The sequence below is a fragment of the Nocardioides sp. Z43_10 genome (assembly GCF_059766615.1).
Map to the genome: position 1 here is coordinate 211,764 of NZ_JCBAJY010000002.1, position 25,809 is coordinate 237,572.

Below are 25,809 nucleotides of genomic sequence, written 5' to 3' on the forward strand. Positions count from 1 at the left end.
GCAGTGCCCCGCGTCACGCCCCGTGCTCCCCCGGCCCGGGCCGGGGCGGGGTCACTGCGAGGAGCGGAAGTCGTCCACCAGGCGCCGGACGCGCTCCTGCAGCTGCTCCGCGCGGCGGTGCAGCGCGAGGTAGTCGGGGTGGGTCGGCTCCAGCAGCGACTCCATGGCGATCAGCTCCCGGGCGATCGCGTCGAGCCGGTCGCCCCAGGGCTGGGGCGCCACCTGGCGCCCGCGCATCACCAGGTAGCGGGCATCGCGCACGCTGAACCGGGCCCGCTCGAAGACGGCCTGGGGATCCTTGCGCACCGAGCGCAGCAGCTCCAGCCGCTCGCGCGGTCCGTCGACGAGCGCCTGCGTCTGCTCCAGGGTCTCCTCCAGCCGGGAGAGCGCCTCCAACGCCGCGGTGAGCTCCCCGGCGCGGTGCAGGCGACTCAGCTCCCGCAGCTGCTCGCGAGCGCTGGCGAGCCCGCCCTCGACCTCGCGCTCCTGGTCGGCGATGTCCTGCCAGTTGCCCAGCGAGAACTCGCGGCGCAGGTGGCCCATCGCGTCGGGCACCGAGGCGGCCCGGTTGCCCAGCGCCTCGATCCGGGTGGCGAGCGAAGGGATCCGGGTGGGCAGCGTCGCGGCCCGCTGCGGCAGGTCGGTGGCGAGCCGCTCGGCCTCGGCGGCGAGCCGCTCGACGGTGCGCGCCGGCTCCTCGGCCCGCTCGGGGGTGAGGTGCTCGGCGATCTCGGAGAGCTTGCGCGCGGCGAGCGCCGCGCGGGCCAGGGCCTCGTCGGCGACCGCGAAGTCGTGGCCGGCCTCGCGCATCGCCCGCCAGGCCGTCTCCGCCCGTCCGGCCGCCGCGACCGCCTCGTCGACTCTGCGGCGGACCTGCGCCCGGGTCTCGCCCAGGCGGCGCAGCTCGGGCCCGAACCGCTCCAGGTAGCCCTCGAGCTCGTCGGCGAGGTGGCCCAGACGGGGCGTGAGCTCACCGAACGCCCGCGCCGCCTGCTGGATCTGCGGCAGCAGCGACTCCTCGAGGGGGTCGAACCGGTCGAGGGCCTCGAGGTAGGCCAGGATCCCCGCGTGCGCCTCCTCGTCGAGGCGCTCCCAGCCCGGGACGACCCCGGTCGTCCGCGCCCGGTCCGGGAGGAGCGCGGCGTAGGACTTCACGGTCGTGCCGATGTCACGCTGCAGCTGGTCGACGCGGTAGAACTGCTCCTGCAGTTGCGCGCGCGCCTCCTGGGCCGCCGCGAGCGGAGTGGGCGGGAGACGCCGCGATCCCTGTCTCCGCGTCCACTCGTTGCCCATGGCGCTCATCGTACGGAAGCACTGGGGATGTCGGCGCCCGCTCCTGCGCTCAGTACCCGGCAGACTCAGCCGATGTTGACGCCGTAGTCGCGGGCGATGCCCGCGAGTCCGCTGGCGTAACCCTGCCCGACCGCGCGGAACTTCCACTCGCCGTTGCGCCGGTAGAGCTCGCCGAAGACCATCGCGGTCTCCAGCGAGGCGTCCTCGGTGAGGTCGTAGCGGGCCAGCTCGCGCGAGTCCTCGGCGTTCACCACGCGGATGAAGGCGTTGACCACCTGCCCGAAGCTCTGACGCCGGGCGTCGGCCTCGTGGATGGACACGCAGAACACGATCCGCTGCACCGAGTCGGGCAGCTGCTCGAGGTCCACCTCGACGACCTCGTCGTCACCCTCGCCCTCACCGGTCAGGTTGTCGCCGGTGTGGCGCACGCTCTGGTCCGGTGAGGTGAGGTTGTTGTAGAAGACGAAGTGTCCGTCGCTGAGCACCTTGCCGTCCGCGCCCACCAGCAGGGCGGAGGCGTCGAGGTCGTAGTCGGCCCCCGTGGTCGAGCGCACGTCCCAGCCGAGGCCGACCGCGAGCCGGCGCAGCACGACTCCGCCGGACTCCTTGGCCAGGGAGACGTTGCCACCCTTCTGCAACGTGACTGCCATGCGCTTCACACCTCCGGGTCGAAAGGGACGGGCGGACCGCTCAGACGCCGACCTTGTGGATCTCTTCGGGGTGTCGCTTGTTGGCCCGGATGCTCCACCCCAGGGAGGCCAGGATGAAGGCGACGCCGATCAGGCCGGTGATGATCTCGGGGATCTCGTACTTCATCGTCACGAAGAGCAGCACCGCCAGGGCGCCGATGGCCCAGTGCGCGCCGTGCTCCAGGTAGCGGAACTCCGACAGGGTGCCCTTGCGGACCAGGAACACCGTCAGCGACCGGACGTACATGGCACCGACACCGAGGCCCAGCGCGATGATGATCGGGTCGGAGGTGATCGCGAACGCGCCGATCACGCCGTCGAAGGAGAAGCTCGCGTCGAGCACCTCGAGGTAGAGGAACATGAAGAACGCGGCCTTGCCGGTGGCCAGCACCAGGCTGCCCGCGGAGCCGTTCGCGACGGGCGCAGCGGTCCCGTCCTCGTCCTCCTCCATCAGCCCGGAGCTCGCCGCGAACAGGTCGCCGAGTCCCTTGACCACCAGGTAGGTGAGCAGGCCGAGGATGCCCGCGGCCAGCACGCTGCCGAGGTCCTTGACGTCGAAGCCCCAGCCGATCAGCAGCAGCAGACCCAGCGACAGGATCACCGCGGCACCCTCGAGCGAGCCGAGGCTCGTCATCCGGCGCTCGATCGGCTCCAGCCAGTGGTGGTCCTTCTCCTGGTCGAAGAAGAAGTCCAGGAAGATCATCATCAGGAACATCCCGCCGAAGGCGGCGATCATCGGGTGCGCCTCATGCAGGATGTGGGCGTAGGTCTCCTGCCCCGGGGCGACGTCCTCGCCCTGCATGGCCAGGTCCCAGGCCTCCAGTGGCGCCAGGCCGGCGGTGGCCCAGACCACCACGAACGGGAACACCAACCGCATGCCGAAGACGGCGATCACGATGCCGACGGTGAGGAACATCTTCTGCCAGAACGGCGACATCTTCGCCAGCACCTTGGCGTTGATCACCGCGTTGTCGAAGGAGAGCGAGACCTCGAGGACGATCAGGATGGTGGCAATGGCCATGCCGGTGAGGCCGCCGTACCAGAAGGCAGCGGCGAGGCCGACGATCGTGATGCCGAACGACCAGCCAAAGGTCTTGAGGATCAACTGCATTCCTTGTCAGTGACGAGAGAGGGGGCGCGCAGGTCCACGAGACCCTGCGCCGGGGAAACCCTACCGCCCACCGAAAGGCACGCCGAGCGATCCGAGCATCTCCTCGCCGCCGTCCAACGCAGTCAGCACCCAGGTGCCGGTGGGGGTGAGGGTCATGGTGTGCTCGAAGTGCGCGGCCCACGAGCCGTCGGTGGTGACGACCGTCCAGTCGTCGTCGAGCAGGTCCGTCTCGTTGGTGCCGAGGGTGATCATCGGCTCCACGGCGAGAGCCAGTCCCTCGACGAGCTTGGGGCCGCGCCCGGGGCGCCCGTAGTTCGGGACGTTCGGCGGCAGGTGCATCTCGGAGCCGATGCCGTGCCCGACGTAGTCCTCCAGGATCCCGTAGCTGCCGCGCGAGCGCACGTGGGACTCGACGGCGTGGGAGATGTCGGTGACCCGTCCGCCCAGCCTGGCCGCGGCGATGCCGCGCCACAGTGCCTGCTCGGTGACCTCCATCAGCTCGATCACCTCGGGGCCGACCTCCCCCACCGCCACCGTGATCGCGGCGTCACCGTGCCAGCCGTCGACGATGGCGCCGCAGTCGATGGAGATCACGTCGCCCTCGGCCAGCACCCGGGCGTCCGGGATGCCGTGCACGACCACGTCGTTGACCGAGGTGCAGATCGATGCGGGGAACCCGTGGTAGCCCTTGAACGACGGCGTCGCACCCGACGAGCGGATGTTGTCCTCGGCGATGGCGTCGAGCTCTGCGGTGCTGACCCCCGCCTTCGCCGAGCGACGCATCAGCTCGAGGGTCTCCCCCACCACGAGGCCGGCGCGACGCATCACGTCGATCTGCTCGGCGCTCTTGATCTCCACCCCGCGGTCGCGGAAGCCCATCGCCGCCAGCGCCCTAGGAGCCGAGCGCGTCGAGCGAGGCGAAGATGCGGCCGGTGACGTCGTCGACCTCGCCGATCCCGTCCACACGGACCAGCAGCCCGCGCGCGTCGTAGACCTCGATCAGGGGGGCGGTCTGCTTCTGGTAGATCGCCTGCCGGTGGCGCACGACCTCCTCGGTGTCGTCCGCACGCCCCTCGATGTGGGCGCGCTGCAGCAGCCGCTGCACGAGGTGCTCGTCGTCGACGGTCAGCACCAGGACCGCGTCGAGCTCGACGCCGGCGGCGCTGAGCATGCCGTCCAGCTCGTCGACCTGCGACAGCGTGCGCGGGTAGCCGTCGAGCAGGAAGCCCGGCTTGGTGTCGTCCTCGTCCAGTCGGGCGCGCACCATCGCGTTGGTGACCTCGTCGGGCACGTAGTCGCCGGCGTCCATGTAGCGCTTGGCCTCGACGCCCAGCGGCGTCCCCTCCGTGACGTTGGCACGGAAGATGTCGCCGGTGGAGATGGCGGGGATGCCGTAGCGACCGGCGATGATCTTCGCCTGCGTGCCCTTGCCGGCACCAGGCGGGCCCATGATGATCAGACGCATCAGCGGAGGAACCCTTCGTAGTTGCGCTGCTGGAGCTGGCTCTCGATCTGCTTCACCGTGTCCAGGGCGACGCCGACCATGATCAGGATCGAGGTGCCGCCGAACGGGAAGTTGGCGTTGGCCTCGATCAGCACGAGTGCGATCAGCGGGACCAACGAGATCAGACCGAGGTACAGGGCTCCCGGCAGCGTGATCCGGGACAGGACGTAGGACAGGTAGTCCTCGGTCGGCTTCCCCGCCCGGATCCCGGGGATGAAGCCGCCGTACTTCTTCATGTTGTCTGCGACCTCCGTGGGGTTGAAGGTGATCGAGACGTAGAAGTAGGTGAAGAAGATGATGAGGGCGAAGTAGACCGCCATGTAGTACGGGGAGTCGCCGTTGACGAAGTTGTCCTTCAGCCAGGTCACCACCGGGGAGGTGCTGGAGTCGTTGAACTGCACCGCCATCGAGGGCAGGTAGAGCAGCGACGAGGCGAAGATGACGGGGATGATGCCGGCCTGGTTCACCTTCAGTGGGATGTAGGTGGAGTTCCCACCGAACATCTTGCGGCCCACCATCCGCCGGGCGTACTGCACCGGGATCCGGCGCTGGGCCTGCTCGATGAAGATGACGGCGGCGATGAGGATCAGCCCGATCACCATGACGGCGATGAACGTGAACCAGCCCTGGCCCTTCTGGACCGCCCACAGCGAGGACGGGAAGGTCGCCACGACCTGGGTGAAGATCAGGATCGACATGCCGTTGCCGATGCCGCGCTCGGTGATCTGCTCACCGAGCCACATGATCACCGCGGTGCCGGCGGTCATGGTGATCACCATGACCAGAAAAGTCTGGGTGCCGTCGTCGTGCAGCAGCGGCTGCTCGCACGGCAGGAGCTGGTTGGAGCGGGCCAGCGCGACGATGCCGGTGGCCTGGAGGACGGCCAGGGCCAGCGTCAGGTACCGGGTGTACTGGGTGATCGCCGTCTGCCCCGACTGCCCCTCCTTCTTCAGCGCTTCGAGTCGTGGAATCACCACGACGAGCAGCTGCAGGATGATGCTGGCGGTGATGTAGGGCATGATCCCGAGCGCGAAGATCGTCAGCTGCAGGAGCGCCCCACCGGAGAACAGGTTGATCAGCCCGTAGACACCCTCGCTACTGGTGTTGTCCAGGCAGGTCTGCACGTTGCGCACGTGCACGCCCGGGGCCGGGACCTGGGAGCCGAGTCGGAAGATCACGATGACCCCAAGGACGAACAGCAGCTTGCGCCGCAGGTCCGGGGTTCTGAAAGCGTTGGCGAACGCGCCTAGCACGAGATCCTCTTTCTCCAGGCGAAGTGTGGCTCCAGCAATACGCCGCTGGGCCCGCGGAAGCCTAACAGGCTGGCCCGCATGGCCCACCATGCACGCCGGGGCGCAGCGGGCCGTCCTGTCGGACGGTCCCGCTGCGCCCCGGCGCTGGTGAAGTGCAAGCTCCTCAGAGCACCGTGGTGGTGCCGCCAGCAGCCTCGATCTTCTGCTTGGCCGAGGCGGAGAACGCCTGAGCGCTCACCTGGACGGCCACATCGATGTCGCCCTGGCCGAGAACCTTGACGGGGTGACCGGAGCGCACGGCGCCCCGGGCCACGAGGTCCTCGACGGTGACGGCGCCACCCTCGGGGAAGAGCTCCGTGAGGCGGTCGAGGTTGACCACCTGGAACTCGACCTTGAACGGGTTCTTGAAGCCCTTGAGCTTCGGCAGCCGCATGTGCAGCGGCATCTGGCCACCCTCGAAGGCGGCCGGCACCTGGTAGCGGGCCTTGGAGCCCTTGGTGCCTCGTCCTGAGGTCTTGCCCTTCGAGCCCTCACCACGACCCACGCGGGTCTTGGCGGTCTTGGCCCCGGGGGCAGGACGCAGGTGGTGCAGCTTCAGCGTCATCAGTCGACCTCCTCGACCGTCACAAGGTGACGGACGGTGTGGACCATGCCCCGGATCTCCGGACGGTCCTCCTTGACGACCACGTCGCCAATCCGCTTGAGACCGAGCGTGCGCAGGGTCTCGCGCTGGTTGGCCTTGCAGCCGATCTTGGACTTCTTCTGCTCGACCTTCAGGCGTGCCATCAGCTGGTCACCCCCGCCACGCCCTCGGCGCGCGCCTTGAGCAGCGCGGCCGGGGCGACGTCCTCGACACGCAGGCCGCGACGTGCGGCCACCGCCTCGGGCTCCTCGAGCATCTTGAGGGCCTCGACCGTCGCGTGGACGATGTTGATCTGGTTGGACGAGCCGAGCGACTTGCTCAGGACGTCGTGGATGCCGGCGCACTCGAGCACCGCACGCACCGGGCCACCGGCAATGACACCGGTACCGGGAGCGGCGGGACGGAGCAGGACGACACCCGCGGCCTTCTCACCCTGGACGGGGTGCGGGATGGTGCCCTGGATGCGGGGGACGCGGAAGAAGCTCTTCTTCGCCTCCTCGACACCCTTGGCGATCGCCGCGGGAACTTCCTTCGCCTTGCCGTAGCCGACGCCGACGAGTCCATCGCCATCGCCCACGATCACCAGGGCGGTGAAGCTGAAGCGACGACCACCCTTGACGACCTTGGCGACACGGTTGATCGCGACGACTCGCTCGATGTAGGCGGTCTTGTCGGCAGCCTGGCCGCGACGGTCGTCGCGATTGCCACGCCGCTCGCCACCGGCGCGTCCGCGCTGGGGTCCGCTCATGAGACTGTTCCTCTTCTCTCTCTTGCTGTCTTCGCGATCAGAAGGACAGGCCGCCCTCGCGGGCCCCGTCTGCCAGGGCCGCGATGCGTCCGTGGTACTTGTTGCCGGCCCGGTCGAAGACCACCGACTCCACGCCGTTGGCCTTGGCCCGCGCGGCGACGAGCTCGCCCACCCGCTTGGCCTTGGCCGTCTTGTCCCCGTCGAGGGAGCGCAGGTCGGCCTCCATCGTCGAGGCCGAGACCAGCGTCTTGCCGACCAGGTCGTCGACGACCTGGACGGTGATGTGCTTCGACGACCGGGTGACGACGAGACGCGGACGCTCGGCGGTACCGGAGATCTTCTTGCGTCCACGAACCTGTCGACGCAGGCGCGAGCGGACCCGCGAAGCGGTGTGCTTGTTGTTCTTCAGTGAGATCGCCATGATCACTTACCAGCCTTTCCGACCTTGCGGCGGATCTGCTCGCCGGCGTAACGCACGCCCTTGCCCTTGTAGGGCTCGGGCTTGCGGAGCTTGCGAATGTTCGCGGCGACCTCACCGACGAGCTGCTTGTCGATGCCCTGGACCCCGAGCTTCGTGGGCGACTCCACCGTGAAGGTGATGCCCTGCGGAGCGTCGAAGGTGATCGAGTGCGAGTAACCGAGCTGGAACTCCAGCTGGGTCGGACCCTTGGACAGGACGCGGTAACCCACGCCCACGATCTCGAGCTTCTTCTCGTAGCCCTCGGTCACGCCGGTCACCATGTTGGCGATCAGCGTGCGGGTCAGGCCGTGCAGCGAGCGGCTCTCGCGGTCGTCGTTGGGGCGCTTGACCTCGAGGACGCTGTCCTCGTTGCGCTCCACGACGATCGGGGCGGCCACGGTGTGCGACAAGGTGCCCTTCGGGCCCTTGACGGTCACGGTCTGGTGCGGGCCAGCGTCGATTGCGACGTCGACACCCGACGGGACCGTGATGGGGAGCCTGCCAATACGCGACATGCTGTACGTCTCCTTCTCGGTCTCGTCGTTACCAGACGTAGGCGAGGACTTCCCCACCCACGCCCTTCTTGTTGGCCTGGCGGTCGGTCAGCAGGCCCTGGCTCGTCGAGATGATCGCGACGCCCAGGCCGCCCAGCACCTTCGGGAGACCCGTGTGCTTGGCGTAGACCCGGAGCCCGGGCTTGCTGATCCGGCGAACGCCCGCGATGGAGCGCTCCCGGTTCCGGCCGTACTTGAGGGTGATGGTGAGCGTCTTGCCGACCTCGCCCTCGGCGGGCTCCGTCACGTCGTACGACGTGATGTAGCCCTCCTGCTGCAGGATGTCAGCGACACCCTGCTTGAGCTTGCTGTACGGCATCGACACCACATCGTGGTACGCCTGGTTGGCGTTGCGCAGACGCGTGAGCATGTCTGCGATCGGGTCAGTCATCGTCATGGCCGGATAGGCCCTTTCTCCACCGTGGTTTCGTCCCGCGTGCCGGGAACGACCTTCAGCGATCGTTGTGTTGTTCGGTGATCGAGCCTGTCGAGTTGACTCAGCCGGCTCGAAGAGGTCATTACCAGGAGGACTTGGTGACGCCCGGCAGCTCGCCGCGGTGCGCCATCTCCCGCAGGCAGATACGGCACAGACCGAACTTGCGGTAAACCGCCTTCGGTCGGCCGCAACGCTGGCAGCGGGTGTAACCGCGGACAGCGAACTTCGGCTTGCGGGCGGCCTTGACCTTCAGGGAAGTCTTCGCCATGTCAGTTCTCCTTGAACGGGAAGCCGAGCTGCTTGAGCAGCGCGCGGCCCTCGGCGTCGTTGGTGGCCGTGGTCACGACGGTGATGTCCATACCGCGCGACCGGTCGACCTTGTCCTGGTCGATCTCGTGGAACATGACCTGCTCGGTGAGACCGAAGGTGTAGTTGCCACGGCCGTCGAACTGGGTGCCGCTCAGACCGCGGAAGTCGCGGATGCGCGGCAGGGCCAGGGACAGCAGACGGTCCAGGAACTCCCACATCCGGTCGCCGCGCAGCGTGACGTGCGCACCGATCGGCATGCCCTCGCGCAGCTTGAACTGCGCGATGGACTTGCGAGCCTTGGTGACCTGCGGCTTCTGACCGGTGATCGCGGTCAGGTCCTTGATGGCGCCCTCGATCAGCTTCGAGTCGCGGGCCGCCTCGCCGACACCCATGTTCACGACCACCTTGGTGAGGCCGGGAACCTGCATGACGTTCTTGATGTCGAACTCGGACTGCAGCGCGGGGAGGATCTCCTCGCGGTAGCGGACCTTCAGACGGGGCATCGACGGAGCCTCGGTGGTGTTCGTCGTCATCAGATCTCCTCACCGGTCTTGCGCGAGATGCGCACACTGCGCTGGGCGGTGTAGGTGGACCCGTCGGGACGACGCTTGGTGACCTCGTCACGGCGGAAGCCGATCCGGGTCACGCCGTCGCCCTCGACCAGCATCACGTTCGACACGTGGATCGGAGCCTCGGTGGTGATGATGCCGCCGGTGTTGCCCGCACCCTGGTTCACGACCTTGGTGTGCTTCTTGATCCGGTTGACACCCTCGACGATGACGCGGTCCTCGTCGCGGAAGACCGCGATGACCTTGCCCTCGGCGCCCTTGTCCTTGCCAGCGATCACCTTGACGGTGTCGCCCTTCTTGATGTTCATGTTCTTACCCATGACTCAGAGCACCTCCGGCGCGAGAGAGATGATCTTCATGAACTTCTTCTCGCGCAGCTCGCGGCCCACGGGGCCGAAGATGCGGGTGCCTCGGGGCTCGCCGTCGTTCTTGAGGATGACGGCGGCGTTCTCGTCGAAGCGGATGTACGAACCGTCCGGACGGCGACGCTCCTTGACGGTGCGCACGATAACGGCCTTGACGACGTCACCCTTCTTCACGTTGCCGCCGGGGATCGCGTCCTTGACGGTGGCAACGATGACGTCGCCGATACCGGCGTAGCGCCGACCCGAGCCACCGAGAACACGGATGCAAAGGATTTCCTTCGCACCGGTGTTGTCGGCGACCTTGAGTCGCGACTCCTGCTGGATCATCAGTTTCTCCTGGTTGTCGCACCGGTTCTCGCGCTCTCAGCGGAGCGCGAGCCTGGCCGAACTAGTGGGTTTACTTAGCCTTTTCGAGGATCTCGATGACACGCCAGCGCTTGGTGGCCGAGAGCGGACGGGTCTCCATGATCAGGACCCGGTCGCCGATGCCGCACTGGTTCTGCTCGTCGTGCGCCTTGAGCTTGCTGCTGCGACGCAGCACCTTGCCGTAGAGGGCGTGCTTGACACGGTCCTCGACGGAGACGACGACGGTCTTGTCCATCTTGTCGCTGACGACGAGGCCCTCGCGGACCTTGCGGGCCGAGCGCTCGCTGGTGGTGATCTCGGTCTGCTCGCTCATGCGGCGCCGCCTTCCTGGGCATCCGTGCTGGTGCCCGGGGTGGACCGGATGCCGAGCTCGCGCTCACGCACCACGGTGTAGATCCGGGCGATGTCCTTCTTGACCGTCCGCAGACGGCCGTTGCTCTCCAGCTGGCCGGTGGCGGCCTGGAAGCGCAGGTTGAACAGCTCCTCCTTGGCCTCACGCAGCTTGGCCTCGAGGTCGACGTTCGTAAGCTCGTCGAGTTCGTGTGCGGTTGTAGCCATCAGAATTCACCTGCCTCGCGGGAGACGAAGCGGCACTTCATCGGGAGCTTGTGCATCGCGCGGCGCATGGCCTCGCGGGCGACTTCCTCCGAAACACCGGAAAGTTCGAACATGACGCGGCCGGGCTTCACGTTGGCGATCCACCACTCCGGGGAGCCCTTACCCGAACCCATGCGGGTCTCGGCGGGCTTCTTGGTCAGCGGACGGTCAGGGTAGATGTTGATCCACACCTTTCCGCCTCGCTTGATGTGGCGGGTCATCGCGATACGCGCCGACTCGATCTGGCGGTTGGTCACGTAGTGGCCCTCGACCGCCTGGATGCCGAAGTCGCCGAAGGCGATCTTCGTGCCACCCTTGGCCGCACCGGTCCGCTTGGGGTGGTGCTGCTTGCGGTGCTTGACACGACGGGGCATCAGCATGACGGTCAGCCCTCCTGCCCGGCGGGTGCCGGGGTCTCAGCAGCAACCGGGGCCGCAGCCTCGGGTGCCGCGGTGCTCTCGGCGGGGGCGCCGTCGCGACCCGAACGGGTCGGACGGTCGGCGCGCGAACCGCGGTTCGGACGCTCGCCGCCGCGGGCCGGCGGACGGCCACGGCCGGGCGCACCGGCCCGGGCAGCAGCCTGGGCCTCGCGCTCGGCGCGGGTGCCCGCAACCTCGCCCTTGTAGATCCAGACCTTCACGCCGATGCGGCCGAAGGTCGTCTTGGCCTCGTAGAAGCCGTAGTCGATGTCCGCACGCAGGGTGTGCAGCGGGACGCGACCCTCGCGGTAGAACTCCGTGCGCGACATCTCGGCGCCGTTCAGACGACCCGAGCACTGGATCCGGATGCCCTTGGCACCCGAGCGCATCGAGGTCTGGATGGCCTTCTTCATCGCACGACGGAACTGCACGCGACCAGAGAGCTGCTCGGCGACGCCCTGGGCGACCAGCTGCGCGTCGACCTCGGGGTTCTTGACCTCGAGGATGTTCAGCTGCACCTGCTTGCCGGTGAGCTTCTCGAGCTCGCCACGGATCCGGTCGGCCTCGGCGCCACGGCGACCGATCACGATGCCGGGACGCGCGGTGTGGATGTCCACACGGACGCGGTCACGGGTGCGCTCGATCTCGACCTTGGCGATGCCGGCGCGCTCCATGCCCTTGGACAGGAGCTTGCGGATCGCCACGTCCTCGCCGACGTAGGCCTTGTACAGCTTCTCGGCGTACCAGCGGCTCTTGTGGTCGGTAGAGATACCGAGGCGGAAGCCGTTCGGGTTGATCTTCTGCCCCATCAGGCAGTCCGTCCCTTCTTCTTCGCCTGCTTGTTCACCGCGAGCACATCGGCCGGCTGAACCGCCAGCGTGATGTGGCTCGTGCGCTTGTTGATCCGCGTGGCGCGGCCCTGCGCACGCGGGCGCCAGCGCTTCATCGTCGGGCCCTCGTCGACGCGGGCGACGGAGACGACCAGGTTGCCGGCGTCGAGACCCTCAGTGGTCTCGGCGTTGGCAACGGCGCTCTCCAGCACCTTGTAGACGGTCTCGGACGCGGCCTGCGGTGCGAACTGCAGCAGCGCGAGGGCGTCCTCGACGGGCAGACCGCGGACCATGTCGACGACACGGCGGGCCTTCATCGGCGTGATCCGCACGAAGCGGGCGCTCGCGAAGGAGCCCGGCTGGTCGCCGAGCAGCGACTCGCGGCGGGCGCTGGTGCGCCTGCGCTCAGTAACGCTCATTGCTCGTAATCTCCAGTTTCTGGTCCCACCGCGTCAGCGGCGGCGACCCTTCCGGTCTTCCTTCACGTGCCCGCGGTAGGTGCGGGTGGGGGCGAACTCGCCCAGCTTGTGGCCGACCATCGAGTCGGTCACGAAGACGGGGACGTGCTTACGCCCGTCGTGCACGGCGATCGTGTGACCGATCATGTCCGGCACGATCATGGAGCGACGCGACCACGTCTTGATGACGTTGTGCGAGCCCTTGTCGTTCTCGGCATCCACCTTCTTCATGAGGTGGCCGTCCACGAAGGGACCCTTCTTCAGGCTGCGAGGCATCTCTCAGGTCCCTTCTCAGCGCTTCTTGCCGGACTTGCGGCGACGGATGATCTGCGAGTCGCTGGCCTTGCGCTTGCGCGTACGGCCCTCGGCCTTGCCCCAGGGCGAGACCGGGTGGCGACCACCGGAGGTCTTGCCCTCACCGCCACCGTGCGGGTGGTCGACCGGGTTCATGACGACACCGCGGACGGTCGGGCGCTTGCCCTTCCAGCGCATGCGGCCGGCCTTGCCCCAGTTGATGTTGGACTGCTCGGCGTTGCCGACCTCGCCGATGGTGGCGCGGCAGCGCACGTCGACGAAGCGCATCTCGCCCGACGGCAGACGCAGCGTGGCGCGGCTACCCTCACGGGCAACCAGCTGGGCGCTGATACCGGCGGAGCGGGCCATCTTGGCACCGCCGCCGGGACGCAGCTCCACGCAGTGGATCGTCGTACCGACCGGGATGTTGCGCAGCGGCAGGTTGTTGCCGGGCTTGATGTCGGCGTTGGGGCCGGACTCCACGGCGGTGCCCTGGGTCAGGTCCTTCGGCGCGATGATGTAGCGCTTCTCACCGTCGATGTAGTGCAGCAGCGCGATACGGGCGGTGCGGTTGGGGTCGTACTCGATGTGAGCGACCTTGGCCGGCACGCCGTCCTTGTCGTAGCGGCGGAAGTCGATGATGCGGTAGGCGCGCTTGTGGCCGCCACCCTGGTGCCGCGTGGTGATCCGGCCCTGGTTGTTGCGGCCGCCCTTCTTGGGCAGCGGACGCGTCAGCGACTTCTCCGGCGTGGTCCGGGTGATCTCGACGAAGTCGGCGACCGACGAGCCACGACGGCCCGGGGTAGTCGGCTTGTACTTACGGATAGCCATTAGTCAGATGTCCTCGTTGCTCTGTCTCTTGGGAGCCCGGTCAGGAGACCGGACCTCCGAAGATGTCGATGCGGTGGCCCTCGGCGAGGCTGACGATCGCCCGCTTCGTGTTGGCGCGCTTGCCCATGCCGAAGCGGGTGCGACGCGTCTTGCCCTGACGGTTGATCGTGTTGACCGACGTGACCTTGACGTTGAACACCTTCTCGACCGCGATCTTGATCTCGGTCTTGTTGGCGTCCGGCCGCACGATGAACGTGTACTTGTTCGCGTCGAGGAGGCTGTAGCTCTTCTCGGACACGACCGGTGCGATCAGGATGTCGCGCGGGTCCTTCTGCAGGGTGCTCACTTGGAGGCCTCCTCGGTCTCGGCGGCGGCCTCGGCGGAGGTGGCGACGGCCTTGGCGGACTTGCCCTTCGGCGCACCCGCCACGAGCGCGTCGTACGCGCCGCGGCTGAAGATCACGTCGTCGCTGGCCAGCACGTCGTAGGTGTTGAGCTGGTCGACCGCGACGATGTGCACGTCGGGGGCGTTACGCAGCGAGAGCCAGGTGAGGGTGTCGTTGCGCTCCAGCACGACGAGCGCGCGGCGACGGTTGCTGACCTGGGCGATCGCGGCGAGCGCGGCCTTGGTCGACGGCTTGTCGCCGGAGACCAGGGCGTCGACGACGTGCACGCGGTCGTTGCGGGCCCGGTCGGAGAGGGCGCCACGAAGAGCGGCGGCCTTCATCTTCTTGGGGGTCCGCTGGTCGTAGTCGCGCGGCTTGGGGCCGTGCACCACGCCACCACCGGTGAACTGCGGTGCGCGGGTCGAGCCCTGACGGGCGCGGCCGGTGCCCTTCTGCTTGTGCGGCTTGCGGCCACCACCGCGAACCTCGCCGCGACGCTTGGTGGAGTGCGTGCCCTGACGGGCAGCGGCCTGCTGGGCCACGACCACCTGGTGGATCAGGGGGATGTTGACCTGGACGTCGAAGATCTCGGCCGGGAGGTCGACCTTGGCCTTCTTCACTTCGGTGCTCACTGAGCAACTCCCTCACTCTTGGCTGCCGAGCGGAGGACCACGAGGCCACCCTTCGGACCGGGGACCGCACCCTTGAGCAGGATCAGGCCGCGCTCGACGTCCACACCGTGAACGGTGACGTTCTGGGTGGTGACGGCGTCGTGACCCATCCGGCCGGACATGCGGGTGCCCTTGAAGACGCGACCCGGGGTGGCGCAGGCGCCGATCGATCCCGGCTTGCGGTGGTTCTTGTGCGCACCGTGGGAGGCCCCGACACCGTGGAAGCCGTGACGCTTCATCGTGCCGGCGAAGCCCTTGCCCTTGCTGGTGCCGGTGACGTCGATCTGCTCGCCGGCGGCGAAGAGCTCGGGAGAGAGCTCCTGCCCGACGTTGTACGACGCGGCATCAGCGGTGCGGATCTCGACCAGGTGGCGACGCGGGGTCACCCCGGCCTTGTCGAAGTGACCGGCCTGCGGCTTGTTGACCTTGCGGCCCTCGATCTCGCCGAAGCCGACCTGGATGGCGTTGTAGCCATCGGTGGCGGGCTGGCGGACCTGGGTGACCACGTTGGTGCTCGCGGCGATCACAGTCAGGGGGACGATGCGGTTGTTCTCGTCCCAGGTCTGGGTCATGCCGAGCTTCGTGCCCAGCAGGCCCTTCACGTTTCGTTCGAAAGTCATCTCGGCAGACCTCAGAGCTTGATCTCGATGTCGACACCAGCAGGCAGATCGAGGCGCATCAGCGAGTCGACCGTCTTCGGCGTCGGGTCGATGATGTCGATGAGGCGCTTGTGCGTGCGCATCTCGAAGTGCTCGCGGGAGTCCTTGTACTTGTGGGGCGAGCGGATGACGCAGTACACGTTCTTCTCGGTCGGCAGCGGCACCGGGCCGGCGACCTTGGCACCCGTACGGGTGACGGTGTCCACGATCTTGCGCGCCGAGGTGTCGATCACCTCGTGGTCATAGGCCTTGAGCCTGATGCGGATCTTCTGTCCCGCCATAGGTCTCTCTCGTCCTTATCTTCGGTACCGCGTGCTGGTCACGACACAACCTCGGGTGAGGCCGTCCCGCCCGTGCTCCACCACCTGATCCGCCGACCCCCGCGGTCGGGCGTGTCGCGCACTCTTCTCGCGACACGAGACCGGGGTCTCGCTGTATTCAGTGGCGCCCGACGGGTTCGTCGGGCTGATCGGGTCCCCAGATCGGTGCGGCCGCACGCCAGAGCACCGATCGATCCACAGGGAGACGCGATTCAGTAATCAAGGTGTGTGACACGCACCCCGGCGACCCGCCGGAGCAACCGGACTATCTTGGCAGAGTCCCACACGGAAACAAAATCCGCGCGAGGGGTCCGCCACCGGCTCTGCCACCCGCCGCACGGACCAGCCGAACGGACCGGCGCAGCGCCGGAACAGGAGCCTGACAAGATGGCCGCGGGAAGGGGCTCTCGCACTCTCCCGGACCGACAAGCTACTGCCACTCAGCACCATACAGGGGGGAACGATGGCGCCCGACAACGGCGACCAGTCCGCGGGGGGCGCCTGGCCCGCCCCGCCGCCGGGCTACGCGGCGGTTGCGCCCGGCCCCGCGCGCTACACGCCGCCCCCTCCCCCGGCGTACCCCTGGCCGGCGGCCGGCCCCGGACCCCTCGGCCCCGGACCCGGACCGCTGGGCCCCGGCGGCCCCGGTCTGCCTGCGCTGGCCGCCGCCCACAAGCCGGGTGCCATCCCGCTGCGGCCCTTGCGCCTGAGTGACATCTACGACGGCGCCTTCAAGATCATCCGACGCAACCCCGGCGCGACCGTCGGCTCGGCCACCTTCGTCTCGGCGCTGACGCTGGCGATCCCGGTGCTGGTGGTCGCGGTGCTCACCCAGATCCTCGACCTGAGCATGGTCTCGCAGTCCTTCCTGTTCGAGGACCTGCTCGCCGACCCGGCGCCCGGGTCCGACGATCCCGCGACGGCCGGCGAGGTGGCCGGGCTGGTGCTGACGGCCGTGTCCCTGCTCGTCGGCCTGGCGCTGCAGGCGGCCGGCATCGTGCTGGTCACCGGGATGGTCGCGCACGTGACGATGGCGGCGGCGCTCGGAGGGCGGCTGACGCTGAGCCAGGCCTGGGCGGCGACGCGCGGGAAGCGCTGGCGGCTGCTGGGACTGGCCGCGCTGCTGAGCACGGCCGTGCTGGTCGTCCTGGCCGGCTACGCGCTCAGCTGGGTCCCGGTGGCGGCGTACGGCGACACGCTCGCCGTCGTCGGCTACCTGCTGGTCAGCCTGCCCGTGCTGGCGGCCTTGCTGGTGTGGGGCTGGGTGCGGGTGCAGTACTACGCGGTCCCCGCGCTGATGCTCGAGCCGGTGGGGGTCCTCGGGGCGCTGCGCCGCTCGCTGGCGCTGAGCCGCGGCCAGTTCTGGCGCACGCTCGGGATCGCCCTGCTCACCGCCCTGGTGACCGGGATCGCCGGCAGCGTGCTCACGACGCCGGTCAGCCTCGTCGGTCAGGTCTTCACGTTCCTCCTCGACTCCCCCGAGGCCGTCCTGCTCGTCACGCTGCTCGTCTTCGCCGCCAGCACCACGATCCAGTACGCGTTCACCACGCCGTTCACCAGCACCGTCGCGGCCCTGCAGTACCTGGACCAGCGCATCCGCAAGGAGGCGTACGACGTGGAGCTGGTCGCACGCACCGGCGGGTTCCTGCGGTGAGGCTCGAGCCGCCCCTGCACCCGGACGGGGAGGAGGGCCGCGCCCGGCTGCGCCGCGAGCTCCTCGGCCCGGAGTACCAGGACAGCGAGATCCTCGACCGGCTGCTCACCTGGATCCGCCGCCGCTTCGAGCAGGGCGCCGCGGTCGCGACCGACTCACCCGCGCTGACCACCTTCGCCGCGATGGCGCTCGGTCTGGCTCTGCTGCTGGCCCTGGGCTGGCTGCTCTCCCGGGCCCGGCGCGACCCGGCAGCCGGCCGCCCGGCCGGCCCGGTGCTCACCGGGGAGCCGCTCAGCGCCGCGCAGCTGCGCGAGCGCGCGCAGGACGCCCTCGAGCGGGGCGACCACGCGCTCGCCCTCGTCGAGGCCTTCCGCGCCCTCACCGCCCACCAGGTCGAGCGTGGGGTGGTGCTCGACGCGCCGGGAGCCACCGCGCACGAGGTCGCCCTGGTCGCGGCGCAGGCCCACCCACGCGCCGAGGGCGCCCTGCACGACGCCGCCGACAGCTTCGACCGGGTGCTCTACGGAGGCCGTGCGGCCACGGCGGCGCAGGCGCGGACGATGCTGTCCCTGGACGACGAGCTGGCGGGTGTCCGGTGACCCGCTGGCGTGGGCGCCGCTCCGCCCTGGTCGTCGGGGGGACCGTGCTGGCGGCGCTCGCCGCGACCGTCCTGCTCGGCGGCTCGCCGCAGACGCACGGGGGCGCCCTGGACCCGGAGAACCCGCGGCGCAGCGGCGCGCAGGCCCTCGCCCGGGTGCTGTCCGAGGAGGGCGTGCAGGTCAGCGTGGCCCGCGGCGCCGACGCCCTGGACGACGCCGAGGTCGACACCTCGACCTCGGTGGTGGTGACCTCCACCGACCAGCTCGGGCCGAGCACCTCGCGCCGCCTCCTCGAGCAGGACGCGAGCCGGCTGATCGTGGTCGAGCCGGACCCGCTCGCCCTCGACTCCCTGGGGATCGACGCCACCGTCGCGTCGGTCTCCGTCGGGTTGGCGCGCTCGGCGTCGTGCGCCGGCGAGCTCGACGCCCTGGTCCCCGGCGAGCTGTCGCTCGAGGTCGACCGGGCCCGTGCCTACGGCGAGACAGGCTGCTTCTCCGCCGACGGCGGCTCCCTGCTGGTGCAGCCCCGCCCGGGTCTCCTCGTGCTCGGCGCGGGCGAGGCGCTGTCCAACGACCAGGTGCTCCGCGCCGACAACGCCGCGGTGGCGCTGCGGCTGCTGGGCCAGGACCGGCGGCTGGTCTGGTACGTCCCCGACGCCGAGGACCTCGTCGCCGGGGACGCGGTCGACCTGCCCGACCTGCTCCCCCGCTGGCTCGGCCCCGGGCTGGCGATCGTCAGCCTCGCCGTGGTCGGCCTGCTGCTGTGGCGCGGACGACGGCTCGGCGCGCTGGTCACCGAGCCGCTGCCGGTGGTGGTCAGGGCCGTGGAGACCACGCAGAGCCGGGGCCTGCTCTACCGCAAGGCCGGCGACCGGGGCCACGCGGCGCGGGTGCTGCGCCGCGCCAGCCGACGCCGCGCCGCCGAGCGGCTCCGGCTCCCTGCCACCACCCCGCCCGCCGTACTCGTCGAGGAGGTGGCGCGCCACCTGCGCCGGCCTCCCACCGAGGTGTGGGCGCTGCTGAGCCCGGAGGCTCCCGCACCGACCGATGACCACGCCCTGCTCACCCTGGCCAGCGACCTGGCCGCACTCGAGGAAGAGGTACGCCGCCGATGAGCGACGACGCACAGCACCGCCGGGATCTTCGCGACCCGTTCCGGAAGGAGGGGTCTGCGCCGGACACCGGACCGGACGGCGCGACGTTCCCGGTTGCCTCCCCGAACCCGGCAGAGGCGGACTCCGCGGCGCAGGCCCGGGCACGCCTCGCGGCGGTGCGTGAGGAGGTGGCGAAGGGCGTCGTCGGCCAGGACGCCGCGGTGTCGGGGCTCCTGGTCGCCCTGCTGTGCGGCGGGCACGTGCTGATGGAGGGCGTGCCCGGGGTCGCCAAGACGCTGCTGGTGCGGACCCTCGCGGCGGCGCTGTCCATCGACTCGCGGCGGGTGCAGTTCACGCCCGACCTGATGCCCGGCGACATCACCGGATCGATGGTGATCGACAGTCACCGCGGCGAGCTCAGCTTCCGCGAGGGCCCCGTCTTCACCCACCTGCTGCTCGCCGACGAGATCAACCGGACGCCACCCAAGACCCAGTCCGCGCTGCTGGAGGCGATGGAGGAGGGCCAGGTGTCGGTCGACGGCGTCTCGCACCTGCTGCCGCGCCCCTTCCTGGTGGCCGCCACCCAGAACCCGGTCGAGTACGAGGGCACCTATCCACTGCCCGAGGCGCAGCTCGACCGGTTCCTGCTCAAGGTCGTGCTGCCGGTCCCCGATCGCGACGCGGAGCTGGAGATCCTGCGCCGTCACGCCGCGGGCTTCGACCCGCGCGACGTCGCCGGCGCCGGGGTGCGCGCGGTGGCCGGCCCCGAGGACATCGCCGCCGGGCAGCGCGCCGTGCGCCGGGTCCAGGTCGCTCCCGAGGTGGCCGGCTACATCGTCGACGTCGCGCGCGCCACCCGGGAGTCGCCGTCGCTGAGCCTGGGTGTCAGCCCGCGCGGGGCGACCGCGCTGATGCACGCCGCCCGCGCCTGGGCCTGGCTCAACGACCGCGACTTCGTCACCCCGGACGACGTCAAGGCGCTCGCCCACGCGACCCTGGTGCACCGCCTCGGGCTGCGCCCCGAGGCCGAGCTCGAGGGGGTCGACGTCGCCCAGGTGCTGGGCTCGGCACTCGCCTCGGTGCCGGTCCCGCGCTGATGGCGCTCACCGGCCGGGTCCCGCTGCTGGTCCTGCTGGGCCTGGTCCCGGTGGTACTGCGTCCGGTCGCGGGCACCGTGTGGCTGTGGCTGCTCGCGGTCCTGCTGCTGGTGGCGGCGGACTGGCTGCTGGCGCCGCGTCCGGCTCGCCTCGACGTCGTACGCCGCGAGCCCGGGTCCGTCCGGCTCGGGGAGTCGGCGCAGAGCCTCCTGGTGGTGGGCAACCCCTCCTCACGCACCGTCCGGGCCTGGGTGCGCGACGCCTGGCAGCCGAGCGCCGGGGCCGGGGCCAACCGGCACCGCGTGCACCTCTCCCCCGGCGACCGGCTCCTGCTCGACACCAGCCTCCACCCGCGCCGGCGCGGCGACCTGCACGCCGCCGGGGTGACCGTGCGCAGCTACGGCCCGCTGGGGTTGGCCGGGCGGCAGCGGACCCTCGACGTACCCGGCACCGTGCGGGCCCTGCCTGCGTTCGAGTCGCGCCGGCACCTGCCCAGCCGCCTGGCCCGCCTGCGCGAGCTGGACGGCCGCGCGGCCGTGCGGGTGCGCGGCCAGGGCACCGAGTTCGACTCGCTGCGCGAGTACGTGCGCGGGGACGACGTGCGCGCCATCGACTGGCGGGCCTCCGCGCGCAACCGCAACGTCGTCGTGCGCACCTGGCAGCCCGAGCGGGACCGTCGCGTGGTGATCGTGCTGGACACCTCGCGTACCTCGGCCGGGCGCGTCGAGGACGTGCCCCGCCTCGACTCCGCGATGGACGCCGCCCTCCTGCTGGCGGCGCTGGCCTCACGGGCCGGGGACCGGGTCGACTTCGTCGCCGCGGACCGGCGGGTGCGCACCCGGATGCGCTTCTCGGGCCGGCGCGACGTCGCCGCCCGGATGCAGGACGCAATGGCCGATCTGGCGCCGGTCATCGCCGAGGCGGACTGGGCGAGCATCGCCGGCGCCGTCACCGGCCTGGGACGCCAGCGCGCGCTCGTCGTACTGCTCACGCCACTGGAGCCGGCCGCGGTCGAGGAGGGCCTGCTCCCCGTCCTGGCCTCCCTGGTGCGCCACCACCGGGTCGTCCTCGCCTCGGTCAAGGACCCGGCCCTCGAGCGCATGGCCCACGCCCGCGACGGCATCGGCGACGTCTACGCCGCCGCGGCCGCCGAGCAGGCCCTGCTCCGCCGACGCCACACCGCCGACCTGCTCCAGACCCTCGGCGTCGACGTCCTCGACGCAGACGCCGACGACCTCCCCCCGGCCCTGGCCGACCACTACCTGGCCCTCAAGGCGCGCGGGCTGCTCTGACGCCCCCGCCCCCGCCGTACGCCGTCCCACCCCCGCCGTTTGGTCCCCAACGGACGCAAAACGGCGCCAGAACATGCCGTCTCTGACCAATCGACGCACCACCCGCGCCCTCCCCCGCCGAACCGCGCCCATACCCCCACCGTTTGGTCCCCAACGGACGCGAAACGGCGTCAGAACATGCCGTCTCTGACCAATCGACGCACCACCCACGCCCTCCCCCGCCGAACCGCGCCCATACCCCCACCGTTTGGTCCCCAACGGATGCCAAACGGCGTCAGAACATGCCGTCTCTGACCATTCGGCGCACCCCGCCGCCCCGCCCCCCGCCGCCCCGACGCACCACCGCCGACCCGACCACCGCCGCCCCGCGACAGCCGACGTCAGGCGGCAGTAGCGGCGCGGTCCTCCAGCAGGGACGCGTCGACGTCGCCGGTGTGCCCGCGCAGGTACGCCGCGCGGCCGAGCACGAACACGTAGCCGAAGAACACCGCCTCTGCCAGGATGCCGATGCCGAGCCGGGCCCAGGTGGGCAGCCCTGACGGGGTCACGAAGGCCTCGATGAGCCCGCTCACGAAGAGCACCCCGACCAGGCCCAACGCCACGGTGCCGGCGGTGCGCCCCTCGCGGGCCACCGACTGCGAGCGGCTCAGCGCGCCCGGTTCGACCCAGGACCAGAAGAGCCGGAACCCGACGCCCGCGGCCACGAAGACGGCGGTGAGCTCGAGCAACCCGTGCGGGAGCAGCAGGCCGAAGAAGTGGGCGCCGTGGTCGTGCCGGATCATGATCGACCCGATGATCGCGAGGTTGGCGATGTTGGTGAAGAGCAGGTAGACGACCGGCACCCCGAGGATGCCCAGTCCCAGGCAGAGGGCCGTCACCCAGGCGTTGTTGACCCAGACCTGGGCGGCGAAGTGCGAGGCGGCGTGCTCGCTGTAGTAGCCCTCGAAGTCCTCCTCCACCAGCTGGTCGACCTCGTCGGCCGACAGCAGCGTCTGCTCGACCTCGCCGTGCCCGAGCAGCCACCAGATCATCACCGCCGCCACCACCACGTTGGCGCCCATCGTGGCCAGCCACCACCAGCGCAGCCGGTACAGGGCGGCGGGGAAGCGCTCGGTCACGAACGACGCGACGGCGCCCCAGGTGGTCACCCGGCTGCCGGAGGAGCGGGTGCGCGCCCGCGCCAGCACCGAGGACAGGTAGGCGACCACCGACGCGTCGGGAGCCGAGGTACGCACCACCGAGAGGTGTGTGGCGGCGCGCTGGTAGAGCTCCACGAGCTCATCGCTCTCGGCCCCGCTCAGCCGGCGCCGCCGGGTCAGTTCCTCGAGGCGTCGCCACTCCAGGTGGTGCGCGAGCACGTAGGCGTCCAGATCCACGCCCCGAGCCTAGGCGCTGACCCCTATGCTGGCGGCGATGTCCTCCACGTCCGCGCGCGCCCCGGAGTTCGCCACCCTCACCGAAGACGACCTGGTCACCGGCGAGGCCGTCGCCCTCGACCTGCCCCCGGCGGGCCTGGGCACCCGGATCGCCTCCGGACTCATCGACGTCGCCGCCACCCTCGTCCTGCTGATCGCAATGATGTTGGTCGCGCTGGTCGCGGCCCTCGACACCGACGAGGCGCTGCTGTGGGTCGCCTACATCGCCACGATGATCACCGCGTTCCTGGTCTGGCCGACCGCCATCGAGACGCTGACCCGCGGCCGCTCCCTGGGCAAGCTCGCGCTCGGGCTGCGCACGGTGCGCGACGACGCCGGCCCGATCACGTTCCAGCACGCGTTCGTGCGGGCGCTGGTCGGGTTCGTGGAGATCTACGCCTTCACCGGGGCGCCCGCCTTCTTCTCCGCCCTGCTCAGCAGCAAGGGCAAGCGGCTCGGCGACTACGCGGCCGGCACCTACGTCGTCCGGGACCGGATGCCCCTGCGCCTGGCGCCGCCGCCGCCGATGCCGCCTCCGCTGGCCAGTTGGGCGGCCACCGCCGACATCGCGAGCCTGCCCGTCCCGCTCGCGCTGGGCGTGCGCCAGTTCCTCTCCCGCGCCCCCCACCTCGATCCCCGCTCGCGCCACGATCTGGGCGTGCGTCTGGCCGTCGAGGTCAGCCAGTACGTCGCGCCCGCCCCGCCGCCCGGCACCCCGCCCGAGCCCTACCTCGCCGCGGTGATCGCCGGGCGCCGCGAGCGCGACGCGGCCCGTCTGCGACGCGAGGAGCAGCTGCGGCGCCGGCTCGGCGTCGGGCGCCGCCGATGAGCACGTCCGCCGATCTCGCCGAGGTCGTCCGCCGTGAGCGGCTGCTGCTCGACCCCACCCTGCGGGTGTGCCGCGAGGACCTCGAGCGCCTGCTGCACCCCGACTTCGTCGAGTACGGCGCGTCCGGGCGCGTGTGGGACCGCGAGACCCTGATCGCCGCGCTGAGCACCGACGCCGAGGTGTCCGGACAGGCGGAGGGCTTCACGGCGGTCCCGCTGGGCCCCGGAGTGGTCCTGGTGACCTACCGGATCTCCGGCTCGTCCGGCTCGTTGCGCAGCTCCGTGTGGGTCGACGAGGCGCCCGAGGGCTGGCGGCTGCGCTTCCACCAGGGCACCCGCTCACCGGACACGGCGCCCGGCCACCCCTGACGGCGCCCGGCAACCCCTGACGGCCCGGCCACCACTGACGGCGCCCGCCGTCCTCACAGCAGCGGCAGCACCGTGTCGCGGACCCTCTCGTCGGCGCAGACCAGCACCGGCAGGTCGATGTCGGTGGGCAGGTAGTCGGAGCCGTCGGGATGGGTCACGCTGCCGCCGACCTCGCGGGTGAGCAGGGTGCCGGGCACGTGGTCCCAGGGCTTCGTCATCCCGTAGAGCACGTAGTCGGTGGCGCCGGTGACCAGCTGGGGGAAGTCCACCCCGCAGCACACCCAGGACAGCTCCATCGGGTCCAGGGCGCCCAGCGAGGTGCCGACCCGGCCCCGCATCGAGGTCACCCCGCGCGGACGCCGCGGATCCGCGGGCGTCGGCTGGCGAAGCCGCACTCCGTCGGCCCAGGCCCCGGCGCCACGCTCGGCGACGTAGGCGCGCGCGTGCGCGGGCTGCCAGATCCAGCTGCGCACGATCTCCCCACCGCGGACCTCACCGACCATCACGGCGTGGTCGGGCGAGCCGTGCACGAAGTTCTTGGTCCCGTCGATCGGGTCCACGCAGAACCAGTGCTCCACGCGGTCGAGCCCGTGCAGCAGCGAGGGGTCCGCCGAGACCGCCTCCTCGCCGACGATCAGCGCGTCGGGGTAGGCCGCCTGCAGCCGCCGGGTGATGGCCACCTCGGCCTCGCGGTCGGCGACGGTGACCAGGTCACCGGGGTTCTTCTCCATCACCTCGTGCTCGGCCAGGGCGCGGAAGCGCGGCTCGACGAGCTCCGCGGCGACCTCCTGCAGCAGTGCGAGCACGGCGTCGCTGTCCATGGCCGCCACTATGCCAAAACCCGCCCGCCCCGCCGGGAGGGGGCTGGGGCCCGTCCCGGCTCAGTCGGTACGTCGGTAGGCCAGATCGGTGATCGAGCGGCCGGCGGCCAGGCCTTTACGCTCGAACCTGGTGACCGGGCGCGGCGCCCAGCGCTCGACCACGCCGCCGACCAGGCGGGGCTCGGCGTCGAGGACCTCCACCATCTGCTCGGCGTACTCCGCCCAGTCCGTGGCCAGGCGCCACACCGCCCCGGGCGTGAGCCGCGAGGCCGCCCGCGCGACGAATTCCGGGTTGACCAGGCGCCGCTTGTGGTGACGCTTCTTGTGCCACGGGTCGGGGAAGAAGGTCCACAGCTCAGCCAGCGCGCCGGGGGCGAGCAGGTGCTCCAGGGACCAGACCGCGTCCACCGAGCAGAACCGCACGTTCGTGGCGCCCGCCTCGGCGACCCGGCCCAGGCCCTCGGCCACTCCGGGGCGCCACACCTCGAAGGCCAGCACGTTAACGTCGGGTCGCGCCGCGGCCAGGGCGGCGGTCGCCTCGCCGACCCCCGAGCCGATCTCCACCACCAGCGGCGCCGGGCGCGCGAAGCTCCCCGCCAGGGTGAAGCCCGGGTCGTCGACCGCCTCGTCGGGGATCACCCACTCCCCCGCGTGCGCCTCCCAGGCCTCGCGCTGGCGGTCGGTGAACCGGCTGCCGCGCCGCGAGTAGGTCAGCACCTCGCGCACCCGGCGTCCGTCCTCGGTGAGCCGGTGGTGCGGGCGCGCCGGGCGTACGCCGCGCTGGTCCGCGTCGTCGCCGGACTGCGGGACGGCGGGAGGCTCGGCGGGCGGGCCGGAGGTCTCGGGCGAGAGGGGCACGGCGTTCTCCTGCGCGGG

The 25,809-nt window shown here is 70.5% G+C and carries 37 protein-coding genes; 7 read left to right on the forward strand and 30 right to left on the reverse strand.

The features are described from left to right. Positions 1–51: 51 nt before the first annotated feature. The 27 genes from AC6EI4_RS04235 to rpsJ form a co-directional block, all read right to left on the reverse strand. Positions 52–1,293: a hypothetical protein gene (locus tag AC6EI4_RS04235; protein WP_498450678.1), complete on the reverse strand. Its 1,242-nt coding sequence runs from the start codon at positions 1,291–1,293 to the stop codon at positions 52–54. A gap of 65 nt (positions 1,294–1,358) precedes the next feature. Continuing rightward, positions 1,359–1,943, reverse strand: a complete 585-nt coding sequence (locus tag AC6EI4_RS04240; protein ID WP_498450679.1) for a TerD family protein — start codon at positions 1,941–1,943, stop codon at positions 1,359–1,361. Between the two features lie 40 nt (positions 1,944–1,983). After that, the gene (locus tag AC6EI4_RS04245) at positions 1,984–3,087 is read right to left on the reverse strand and encodes a DUF475 domain-containing protein (RefSeq protein ID WP_498450680.1); all 1,104 of its coding nucleotides are present in this window, start codon (positions 3,085–3,087) and stop codon (positions 1,984–1,986) included. Positions 3,088–3,153: 66 nt separating this feature from the next. Next, positions 3,154–3,972, reverse strand: coding sequence for a type I methionyl aminopeptidase (gene map / locus AC6EI4_RS04250; RefSeq protein WP_498424400.1), 819 nt, complete (start codon positions 3,970–3,972; stop codon positions 3,154–3,156). A 13-nt stretch (positions 3,973–3,985) separates the two neighbouring features. After that, complete coding sequence (locus AC6EI4_RS04255) at positions 3,986–4,558, reverse strand: adenylate kinase (RefSeq protein WP_498424401.1); 573 nt, start codon at positions 4,556–4,558, stop codon at positions 3,986–3,988. Next, complete coding sequence (gene secY, locus AC6EI4_RS04260; RefSeq protein WP_498424402.1) at positions 4,558–5,850, reverse strand: preprotein translocase subunit SecY; 1,293 nt, start codon at positions 5,848–5,850, stop codon at positions 4,558–4,560. The genes AC6EI4_RS04255 and secY overlap by 1 nt, the downstream gene beginning before the upstream one ends. A gap of 163 nt (positions 5,851–6,013) precedes the next feature. Next, on the reverse strand, positions 6,014–6,454 hold the full coding sequence (gene rplO / locus AC6EI4_RS04265) for a 50S ribosomal protein L15 (protein ID WP_498424403.1): 441 nt from the start codon (positions 6,452–6,454) through the stop codon (positions 6,014–6,016). Further along, on the reverse strand, positions 6,454–6,636 hold the full coding sequence (gene rpmD, locus AC6EI4_RS04270; protein WP_460800328.1) for a 50S ribosomal protein L30: 183 nt from the start codon (positions 6,634–6,636) through the stop codon (positions 6,454–6,456). The genes rplO and rpmD overlap by 1 nt, the downstream gene beginning before the upstream one ends. Next, on the reverse strand, positions 6,636–7,241 hold the full coding sequence (rpsE, locus tag AC6EI4_RS04275) for a 30S ribosomal protein S5 (RefSeq protein ID WP_498424404.1): 606 nt from the start codon (positions 7,239–7,241) through the stop codon (positions 6,636–6,638). Before rpsE ends, rpmD begins: the two co-directional genes overlap by 1 nt. Positions 7,242–7,278: 37 nt before the next feature. Beyond that, entirely contained in the window at positions 7,279–7,662 is a 384-nt protein-coding gene (gene rplR, locus AC6EI4_RS04280) for a 50S ribosomal protein L18 (protein ID WP_498424405.1), read from the reverse strand. 2 nt (positions 7,663–7,664) lie between these two features. After that, complete coding sequence (rplF, locus tag AC6EI4_RS04285) at positions 7,665–8,216, reverse strand: 50S ribosomal protein L6 (protein WP_498424407.1); 552 nt, start codon at positions 8,214–8,216, stop codon at positions 7,665–7,667. Between the two features lie 28 nt (positions 8,217–8,244). Further along, positions 8,245–8,652, reverse strand: a complete 408-nt coding sequence (gene rpsH / locus AC6EI4_RS04290) for a 30S ribosomal protein S8 (RefSeq protein ID WP_498424408.1) — start codon at positions 8,650–8,652, stop codon at positions 8,245–8,247. A gap of 121 nt (positions 8,653–8,773) precedes the next feature. Beyond that, a complete protein-coding gene (locus AC6EI4_RS04295; RefSeq protein WP_010831721.1) occupies positions 8,774–8,959 on the reverse strand; it encodes a type Z 30S ribosomal protein S14 in 186 nt (61 codons plus the stop codon). Position 8,960: 1 nt separating this feature from the next. Continuing rightward, positions 8,961–9,533: a 50S ribosomal protein L5 gene (rplE, locus tag AC6EI4_RS04300; RefSeq protein WP_498424409.1), complete on the reverse strand. Its 573-nt coding sequence runs from the start codon at positions 9,531–9,533 to the stop codon at positions 8,961–8,963. Continuing rightward, a complete protein-coding gene (rplX, locus tag AC6EI4_RS04305) occupies positions 9,533–9,889 on the reverse strand; it encodes a 50S ribosomal protein L24 (protein ID WP_498424411.1) in 357 nt (118 codons plus the stop codon). The genes rplE and rplX overlap by 1 nt, the downstream gene beginning before the upstream one ends. Positions 9,890–9,892: 3 nt before the next feature. Next, a complete protein-coding gene (gene rplN, locus AC6EI4_RS04310) occupies positions 9,893–10,261 on the reverse strand; it encodes a 50S ribosomal protein L14 (RefSeq protein WP_017932847.1) in 369 nt (122 codons plus the stop codon). Positions 10,262–10,331: 70 nt separating this feature from the next. Then, entirely contained in the window at positions 10,332–10,613 is a 282-nt protein-coding gene (gene rpsQ, locus AC6EI4_RS04315; RefSeq protein ID WP_498424412.1) for a 30S ribosomal protein S17, read from the reverse strand. Further along, entirely contained in the window at positions 10,610–10,861 is a 252-nt protein-coding gene (gene rpmC, locus AC6EI4_RS04320; RefSeq protein WP_498424505.1) for a 50S ribosomal protein L29, read from the reverse strand. The genes rpsQ and rpmC overlap by 4 nt, the downstream gene beginning before the upstream one ends. Continuing rightward, positions 10,858–11,277: a 50S ribosomal protein L16 gene (gene rplP, locus AC6EI4_RS04325; protein ID WP_498424413.1), complete on the reverse strand. Its 420-nt coding sequence runs from the start codon at positions 11,275–11,277 to the stop codon at positions 10,858–10,860. The genes rpmC and rplP overlap by 4 nt, the downstream gene beginning before the upstream one ends. 5 nt (positions 11,278–11,282) lie before the next feature. Continuing rightward, positions 11,283–12,125 carry a 30S ribosomal protein S3 gene (gene rpsC, locus AC6EI4_RS04330; RefSeq protein WP_498424414.1) on the reverse strand — a complete coding sequence of 281 codons (843 nt, stop codon included), beginning with the start codon at positions 12,123–12,125 and terminating at the stop codon, positions 11,283–11,285. Next, positions 12,125–12,565, reverse strand: a complete 441-nt coding sequence (gene rplV / locus AC6EI4_RS04335; protein WP_498424415.1) for a 50S ribosomal protein L22 — start codon at positions 12,563–12,565, stop codon at positions 12,125–12,127. Before rplV ends, rpsC begins: the two co-directional genes overlap by 1 nt. Before the next feature lie 33 nt (positions 12,566–12,598). Beyond that, positions 12,599–12,880, reverse strand: a complete 282-nt coding sequence (rpsS, locus tag AC6EI4_RS04340) for a 30S ribosomal protein S19 (protein WP_498424416.1) — start codon at positions 12,878–12,880, stop codon at positions 12,599–12,601. 15 nt (positions 12,881–12,895) lie between these two features. After that, entirely contained in the window at positions 12,896–13,729 is an 834-nt protein-coding gene (gene rplB / locus AC6EI4_RS04345) for a 50S ribosomal protein L2 (protein ID WP_498424418.1), read from the reverse strand. 40 nt (positions 13,730–13,769) lie between these two features. Then, positions 13,770–14,075, reverse strand: a complete 306-nt coding sequence (gene rplW / locus AC6EI4_RS04350; protein WP_460800315.1) for a 50S ribosomal protein L23 — start codon at positions 14,073–14,075, stop codon at positions 13,770–13,772. Beyond that, positions 14,072–14,746: a 50S ribosomal protein L4 gene (gene rplD / locus AC6EI4_RS04355; RefSeq protein WP_498424420.1), complete on the reverse strand. Its 675-nt coding sequence runs from the start codon at positions 14,744–14,746 to the stop codon at positions 14,072–14,074. Before rplD ends, rplW begins: the two co-directional genes overlap by 4 nt. After that, on the reverse strand, positions 14,743–15,405 hold the full coding sequence (gene rplC / locus AC6EI4_RS04360; RefSeq protein WP_498424422.1) for a 50S ribosomal protein L3: 663 nt from the start codon (positions 15,403–15,405) through the stop codon (positions 14,743–14,745). The genes rplD and rplC overlap by 4 nt, the downstream gene beginning before the upstream one ends. 11 nt (positions 15,406–15,416) lie before the next feature. Further along, positions 15,417–15,725, reverse strand: a complete 309-nt coding sequence (gene rpsJ, locus AC6EI4_RS04365; RefSeq protein ID WP_008360994.1) for a 30S ribosomal protein S10 — start codon at positions 15,723–15,725, stop codon at positions 15,417–15,419. 502 nt (positions 15,726–16,227) lie between these two features. On the opposite strand from rpsJ, the gene AC6EI4_RS04370 reads away from it, so the two are divergent. From AC6EI4_RS04370 to AC6EI4_RS04390, 5 genes are read left to right on the forward strand one after another with little or no spacing between them, the layout of a single operon-like run. Next, complete coding sequence (locus AC6EI4_RS04370) at positions 16,228–17,418, forward strand: hypothetical protein (RefSeq protein WP_498450681.1); 1,191 nt, start codon at positions 16,228–16,230, stop codon at positions 17,416–17,418. Next, entirely contained in the window at positions 17,415–18,017 is a 603-nt protein-coding gene (locus AC6EI4_RS04375; protein WP_498424425.1) for a DUF4129 domain-containing protein, read from the forward strand. The genes AC6EI4_RS04370 and AC6EI4_RS04375 overlap by 4 nt, the downstream gene beginning before the upstream one ends. Beyond that, a complete protein-coding gene (locus AC6EI4_RS04380) occupies positions 18,014–19,132 on the forward strand; it encodes a DUF4350 domain-containing protein (RefSeq protein ID WP_498450682.1) in 1,119 nt (372 codons plus the stop codon). Before AC6EI4_RS04375 ends, AC6EI4_RS04380 begins: the two co-directional genes overlap by 4 nt. After that, positions 19,129–20,208, forward strand: coding sequence for an AAA family ATPase (locus AC6EI4_RS04385; RefSeq protein WP_498450683.1), 1,080 nt, complete (start codon positions 19,129–19,131; stop codon positions 20,206–20,208). The genes AC6EI4_RS04380 and AC6EI4_RS04385 overlap by 4 nt, the downstream gene beginning before the upstream one ends. Next, a complete protein-coding gene (locus AC6EI4_RS04390) occupies positions 20,208–21,500 on the forward strand; it encodes a DUF58 domain-containing protein (protein WP_498450684.1) in 1,293 nt (430 codons plus the stop codon). The genes AC6EI4_RS04385 and AC6EI4_RS04390 overlap by 1 nt, the downstream gene beginning before the upstream one ends. Positions 21,501–21,880: 380 nt before the next feature. Here AC6EI4_RS04390 and AC6EI4_RS04395 read toward each other — a convergent pair whose 3' ends face one another. Continuing rightward, entirely contained in the window at positions 21,881–22,876 is a 996-nt protein-coding gene (locus tag AC6EI4_RS04395) for a stage II sporulation protein M (RefSeq protein ID WP_498424431.1), read from the reverse strand. A 37-nt stretch (positions 22,877–22,913) separates the two neighbouring features. Here AC6EI4_RS04395 and AC6EI4_RS04400 point away from each other — a divergent pair, with 37 nt between their 5' ends. Together AC6EI4_RS04400 and AC6EI4_RS04405 are read left to right on the forward strand one after the other, a co-directional pair. Beyond that, positions 22,914–23,744 carry an RDD family protein gene (locus AC6EI4_RS04400; protein WP_498424432.1) on the forward strand — a complete coding sequence of 277 codons (831 nt, stop codon included), beginning with the start codon at positions 22,914–22,916 and terminating at the stop codon, positions 23,742–23,744. Then, on the forward strand, positions 23,741–24,112 hold the full coding sequence (locus AC6EI4_RS04405; RefSeq protein ID WP_498424434.1) for a nuclear transport factor 2 family protein: 372 nt from the start codon (positions 23,741–23,743) through the stop codon (positions 24,110–24,112). The genes AC6EI4_RS04400 and AC6EI4_RS04405 overlap by 4 nt, the downstream gene beginning before the upstream one ends. Before the next feature lie 53 nt (positions 24,113–24,165). On the opposite strand, the gene AC6EI4_RS04410 is transcribed toward AC6EI4_RS04405, so the two are convergent. Together AC6EI4_RS04410 and trmB are read right to left on the reverse strand one after the other, a co-directional pair. Continuing rightward, positions 24,166–24,933: an inositol monophosphatase family protein gene (locus tag AC6EI4_RS04410; RefSeq protein WP_498424436.1), complete on the reverse strand. Its 768-nt coding sequence runs from the start codon at positions 24,931–24,933 to the stop codon at positions 24,166–24,168. Positions 24,934–24,993: 60 nt separating this feature from the next. Continuing rightward, positions 24,994–25,791: a tRNA (guanosine(46)-N7)-methyltransferase TrmB gene (gene trmB / locus AC6EI4_RS04415; RefSeq protein ID WP_498424437.1), complete on the reverse strand. Its 798-nt coding sequence runs from the start codon at positions 25,789–25,791 to the stop codon at positions 24,994–24,996. Between the last annotated feature and the right edge of the window lie 18 nt (positions 25,792–25,809).

Excerpts from the sequence above, each read along its gene's own strand:
- AC6EI4_RS04235 (WP_498450678.1), bottom strand. The coding sequence starts at position 1,293 with ATGGGCAACGAGTGGACGCGGAGACAGGGATCGCGGCGTCTCCCGCCC.
- AC6EI4_RS04240 (WP_498450679.1), bottom strand. The coding sequence starts at position 1,943 with ATGGCAGTCACGTTGCAGAAGGGTGGCAACGTCTCCCTGGCCAAGGAG.
- map (WP_498424400.1), bottom strand. The coding sequence starts at position 3,972 with ATGGGCTTCCGCGACCGCGGGGTGGAGATCAAGAGCGCCGAGCAGATC.
- AC6EI4_RS04255 (WP_498424401.1), bottom strand. The coding sequence starts at position 4,558 with ATGCGTCTGATCATCATGGGCCCGCCTGGTGCCGGCAAGGGCACGCAG.
- rplO (WP_498424403.1), bottom strand. The coding sequence starts at position 6,454 with ATGACGCTGAAGCTGCACCACCTGCGTCCTGCCCCCGGGGCCAAGACC.
- rpmD (WP_460800328.1), bottom strand. The coding sequence starts at position 6,636 with ATGGCACGCCTGAAGGTCGAGCAGAAGAAGTCCAAGATCGGCTGCAAG.
- rpsE (WP_498424404.1), bottom strand. The coding sequence starts at position 7,241 with ATGAGCGGACCCCAGCGCGGACGCGCCGGTGGCGAGCGGCGTGGCAAT.
- rplR (WP_498424405.1), bottom strand. The coding sequence starts at position 7,662 with ATGGCGATCTCACTGAAGAACAACAAGCACACCGCTTCGCGGGTCCGC.
- rplF (WP_498424407.1), bottom strand. The coding sequence starts at position 8,216 with ATGTCGCGTATTGGCAGGCTCCCCATCACGGTCCCGTCGGGTGTCGAC.
- rpsH (WP_498424408.1), bottom strand. The coding sequence starts at position 8,652 with ATGACGATGACTGACCCGATCGCAGACATGCTCACGCGTCTGCGCAAC.
- AC6EI4_RS04295 (WP_010831721.1), bottom strand. The coding sequence starts at position 8,959 with ATGGCGAAGACTTCCCTGAAGGTCAAGGCCGCCCGCAAGCCGAAGTTC.
- rplE (WP_498424409.1), bottom strand. The coding sequence starts at position 9,533 with ATGACGACGAACACCACCGAGGCTCCGTCGATGCCCCGTCTGAAGGTC.
- rplX (WP_498424411.1), bottom strand. The coding sequence starts at position 9,889 with ATGGGTAAGAACATGAACATCAAGAAGGGCGACACCGTCAAGGTGATC.
- rplN (WP_017932847.1), bottom strand. The coding sequence starts at position 10,261 with ATGATCCAGCAGGAGTCGCGACTCAAGGTCGCCGACAACACCGGTGCG.
- rpsQ (WP_498424412.1), bottom strand. The coding sequence starts at position 10,613 with ATGAGCGAGCAGACCGAGATCACCACCAGCGAGCGCTCGGCCCGCAAG.
- rplP (WP_498424413.1), bottom strand. The coding sequence starts at position 11,277 with ATGCTGATGCCCCGTCGTGTCAAGCACCGCAAGCAGCACCACCCCAAG.
- rpsC (WP_498424414.1), bottom strand. The coding sequence starts at position 12,125 with ATGGGGCAGAAGATCAACCCGAACGGCTTCCGCCTCGGTATCTCTACC.
- rplV (WP_498424415.1), bottom strand. The coding sequence starts at position 12,565 with ATGAGCGTTACTGAGCGCAGGCGCACCAGCGCCCGCCGCGAGTCGCTG.
- rpsS (WP_498424416.1), bottom strand. The coding sequence starts at position 12,880 with ATGCCTCGCAGCCTGAAGAAGGGTCCCTTCGTGGACGGCCACCTCATG.
- rplB (WP_498424418.1), bottom strand. The coding sequence starts at position 13,729 with ATGGCTATCCGTAAGTACAAGCCGACTACCCCGGGCCGTCGTGGCTCG.
- rplC (WP_498424422.1), bottom strand. The coding sequence starts at position 15,405 with ATGACTTTCGAACGAAACGTGAAGGGCCTGCTGGGCACGAAGCTCGGC.
- rpsJ (WP_008360994.1), bottom strand. The coding sequence starts at position 15,725 with ATGGCGGGACAGAAGATCCGCATCAGGCTCAAGGCCTATGACCACGAG.
- AC6EI4_RS04370 (WP_498450681.1), top strand. The coding sequence starts at position 16,228 with ATGGCGCCCGACAACGGCGACCAGTCCGCGGGGGGCGCCTGGCCCGCC.
- AC6EI4_RS04385 (WP_498450683.1), top strand. The coding sequence starts at position 19,129 with ATGAGCGACGACGCACAGCACCGCCGGGATCTTCGCGACCCGTTCCGG.
- AC6EI4_RS04390 (WP_498450684.1), top strand. The coding sequence starts at position 20,208 with ATGGCGCTCACCGGCCGGGTCCCGCTGCTGGTCCTGCTGGGCCTGGTC.
- AC6EI4_RS04400 (WP_498424432.1), top strand. The coding sequence starts at position 22,914 with ATGTCCTCCACGTCCGCGCGCGCCCCGGAGTTCGCCACCCTCACCGAA.
- AC6EI4_RS04405 (WP_498424434.1), top strand. The coding sequence starts at position 23,741 with ATGAGCACGTCCGCCGATCTCGCCGAGGTCGTCCGCCGTGAGCGGCTG.
- AC6EI4_RS04410 (WP_498424436.1), bottom strand. The coding sequence starts at position 24,933 with ATGGACAGCGACGCCGTGCTCGCACTGCTGCAGGAGGTCGCCGCGGAG.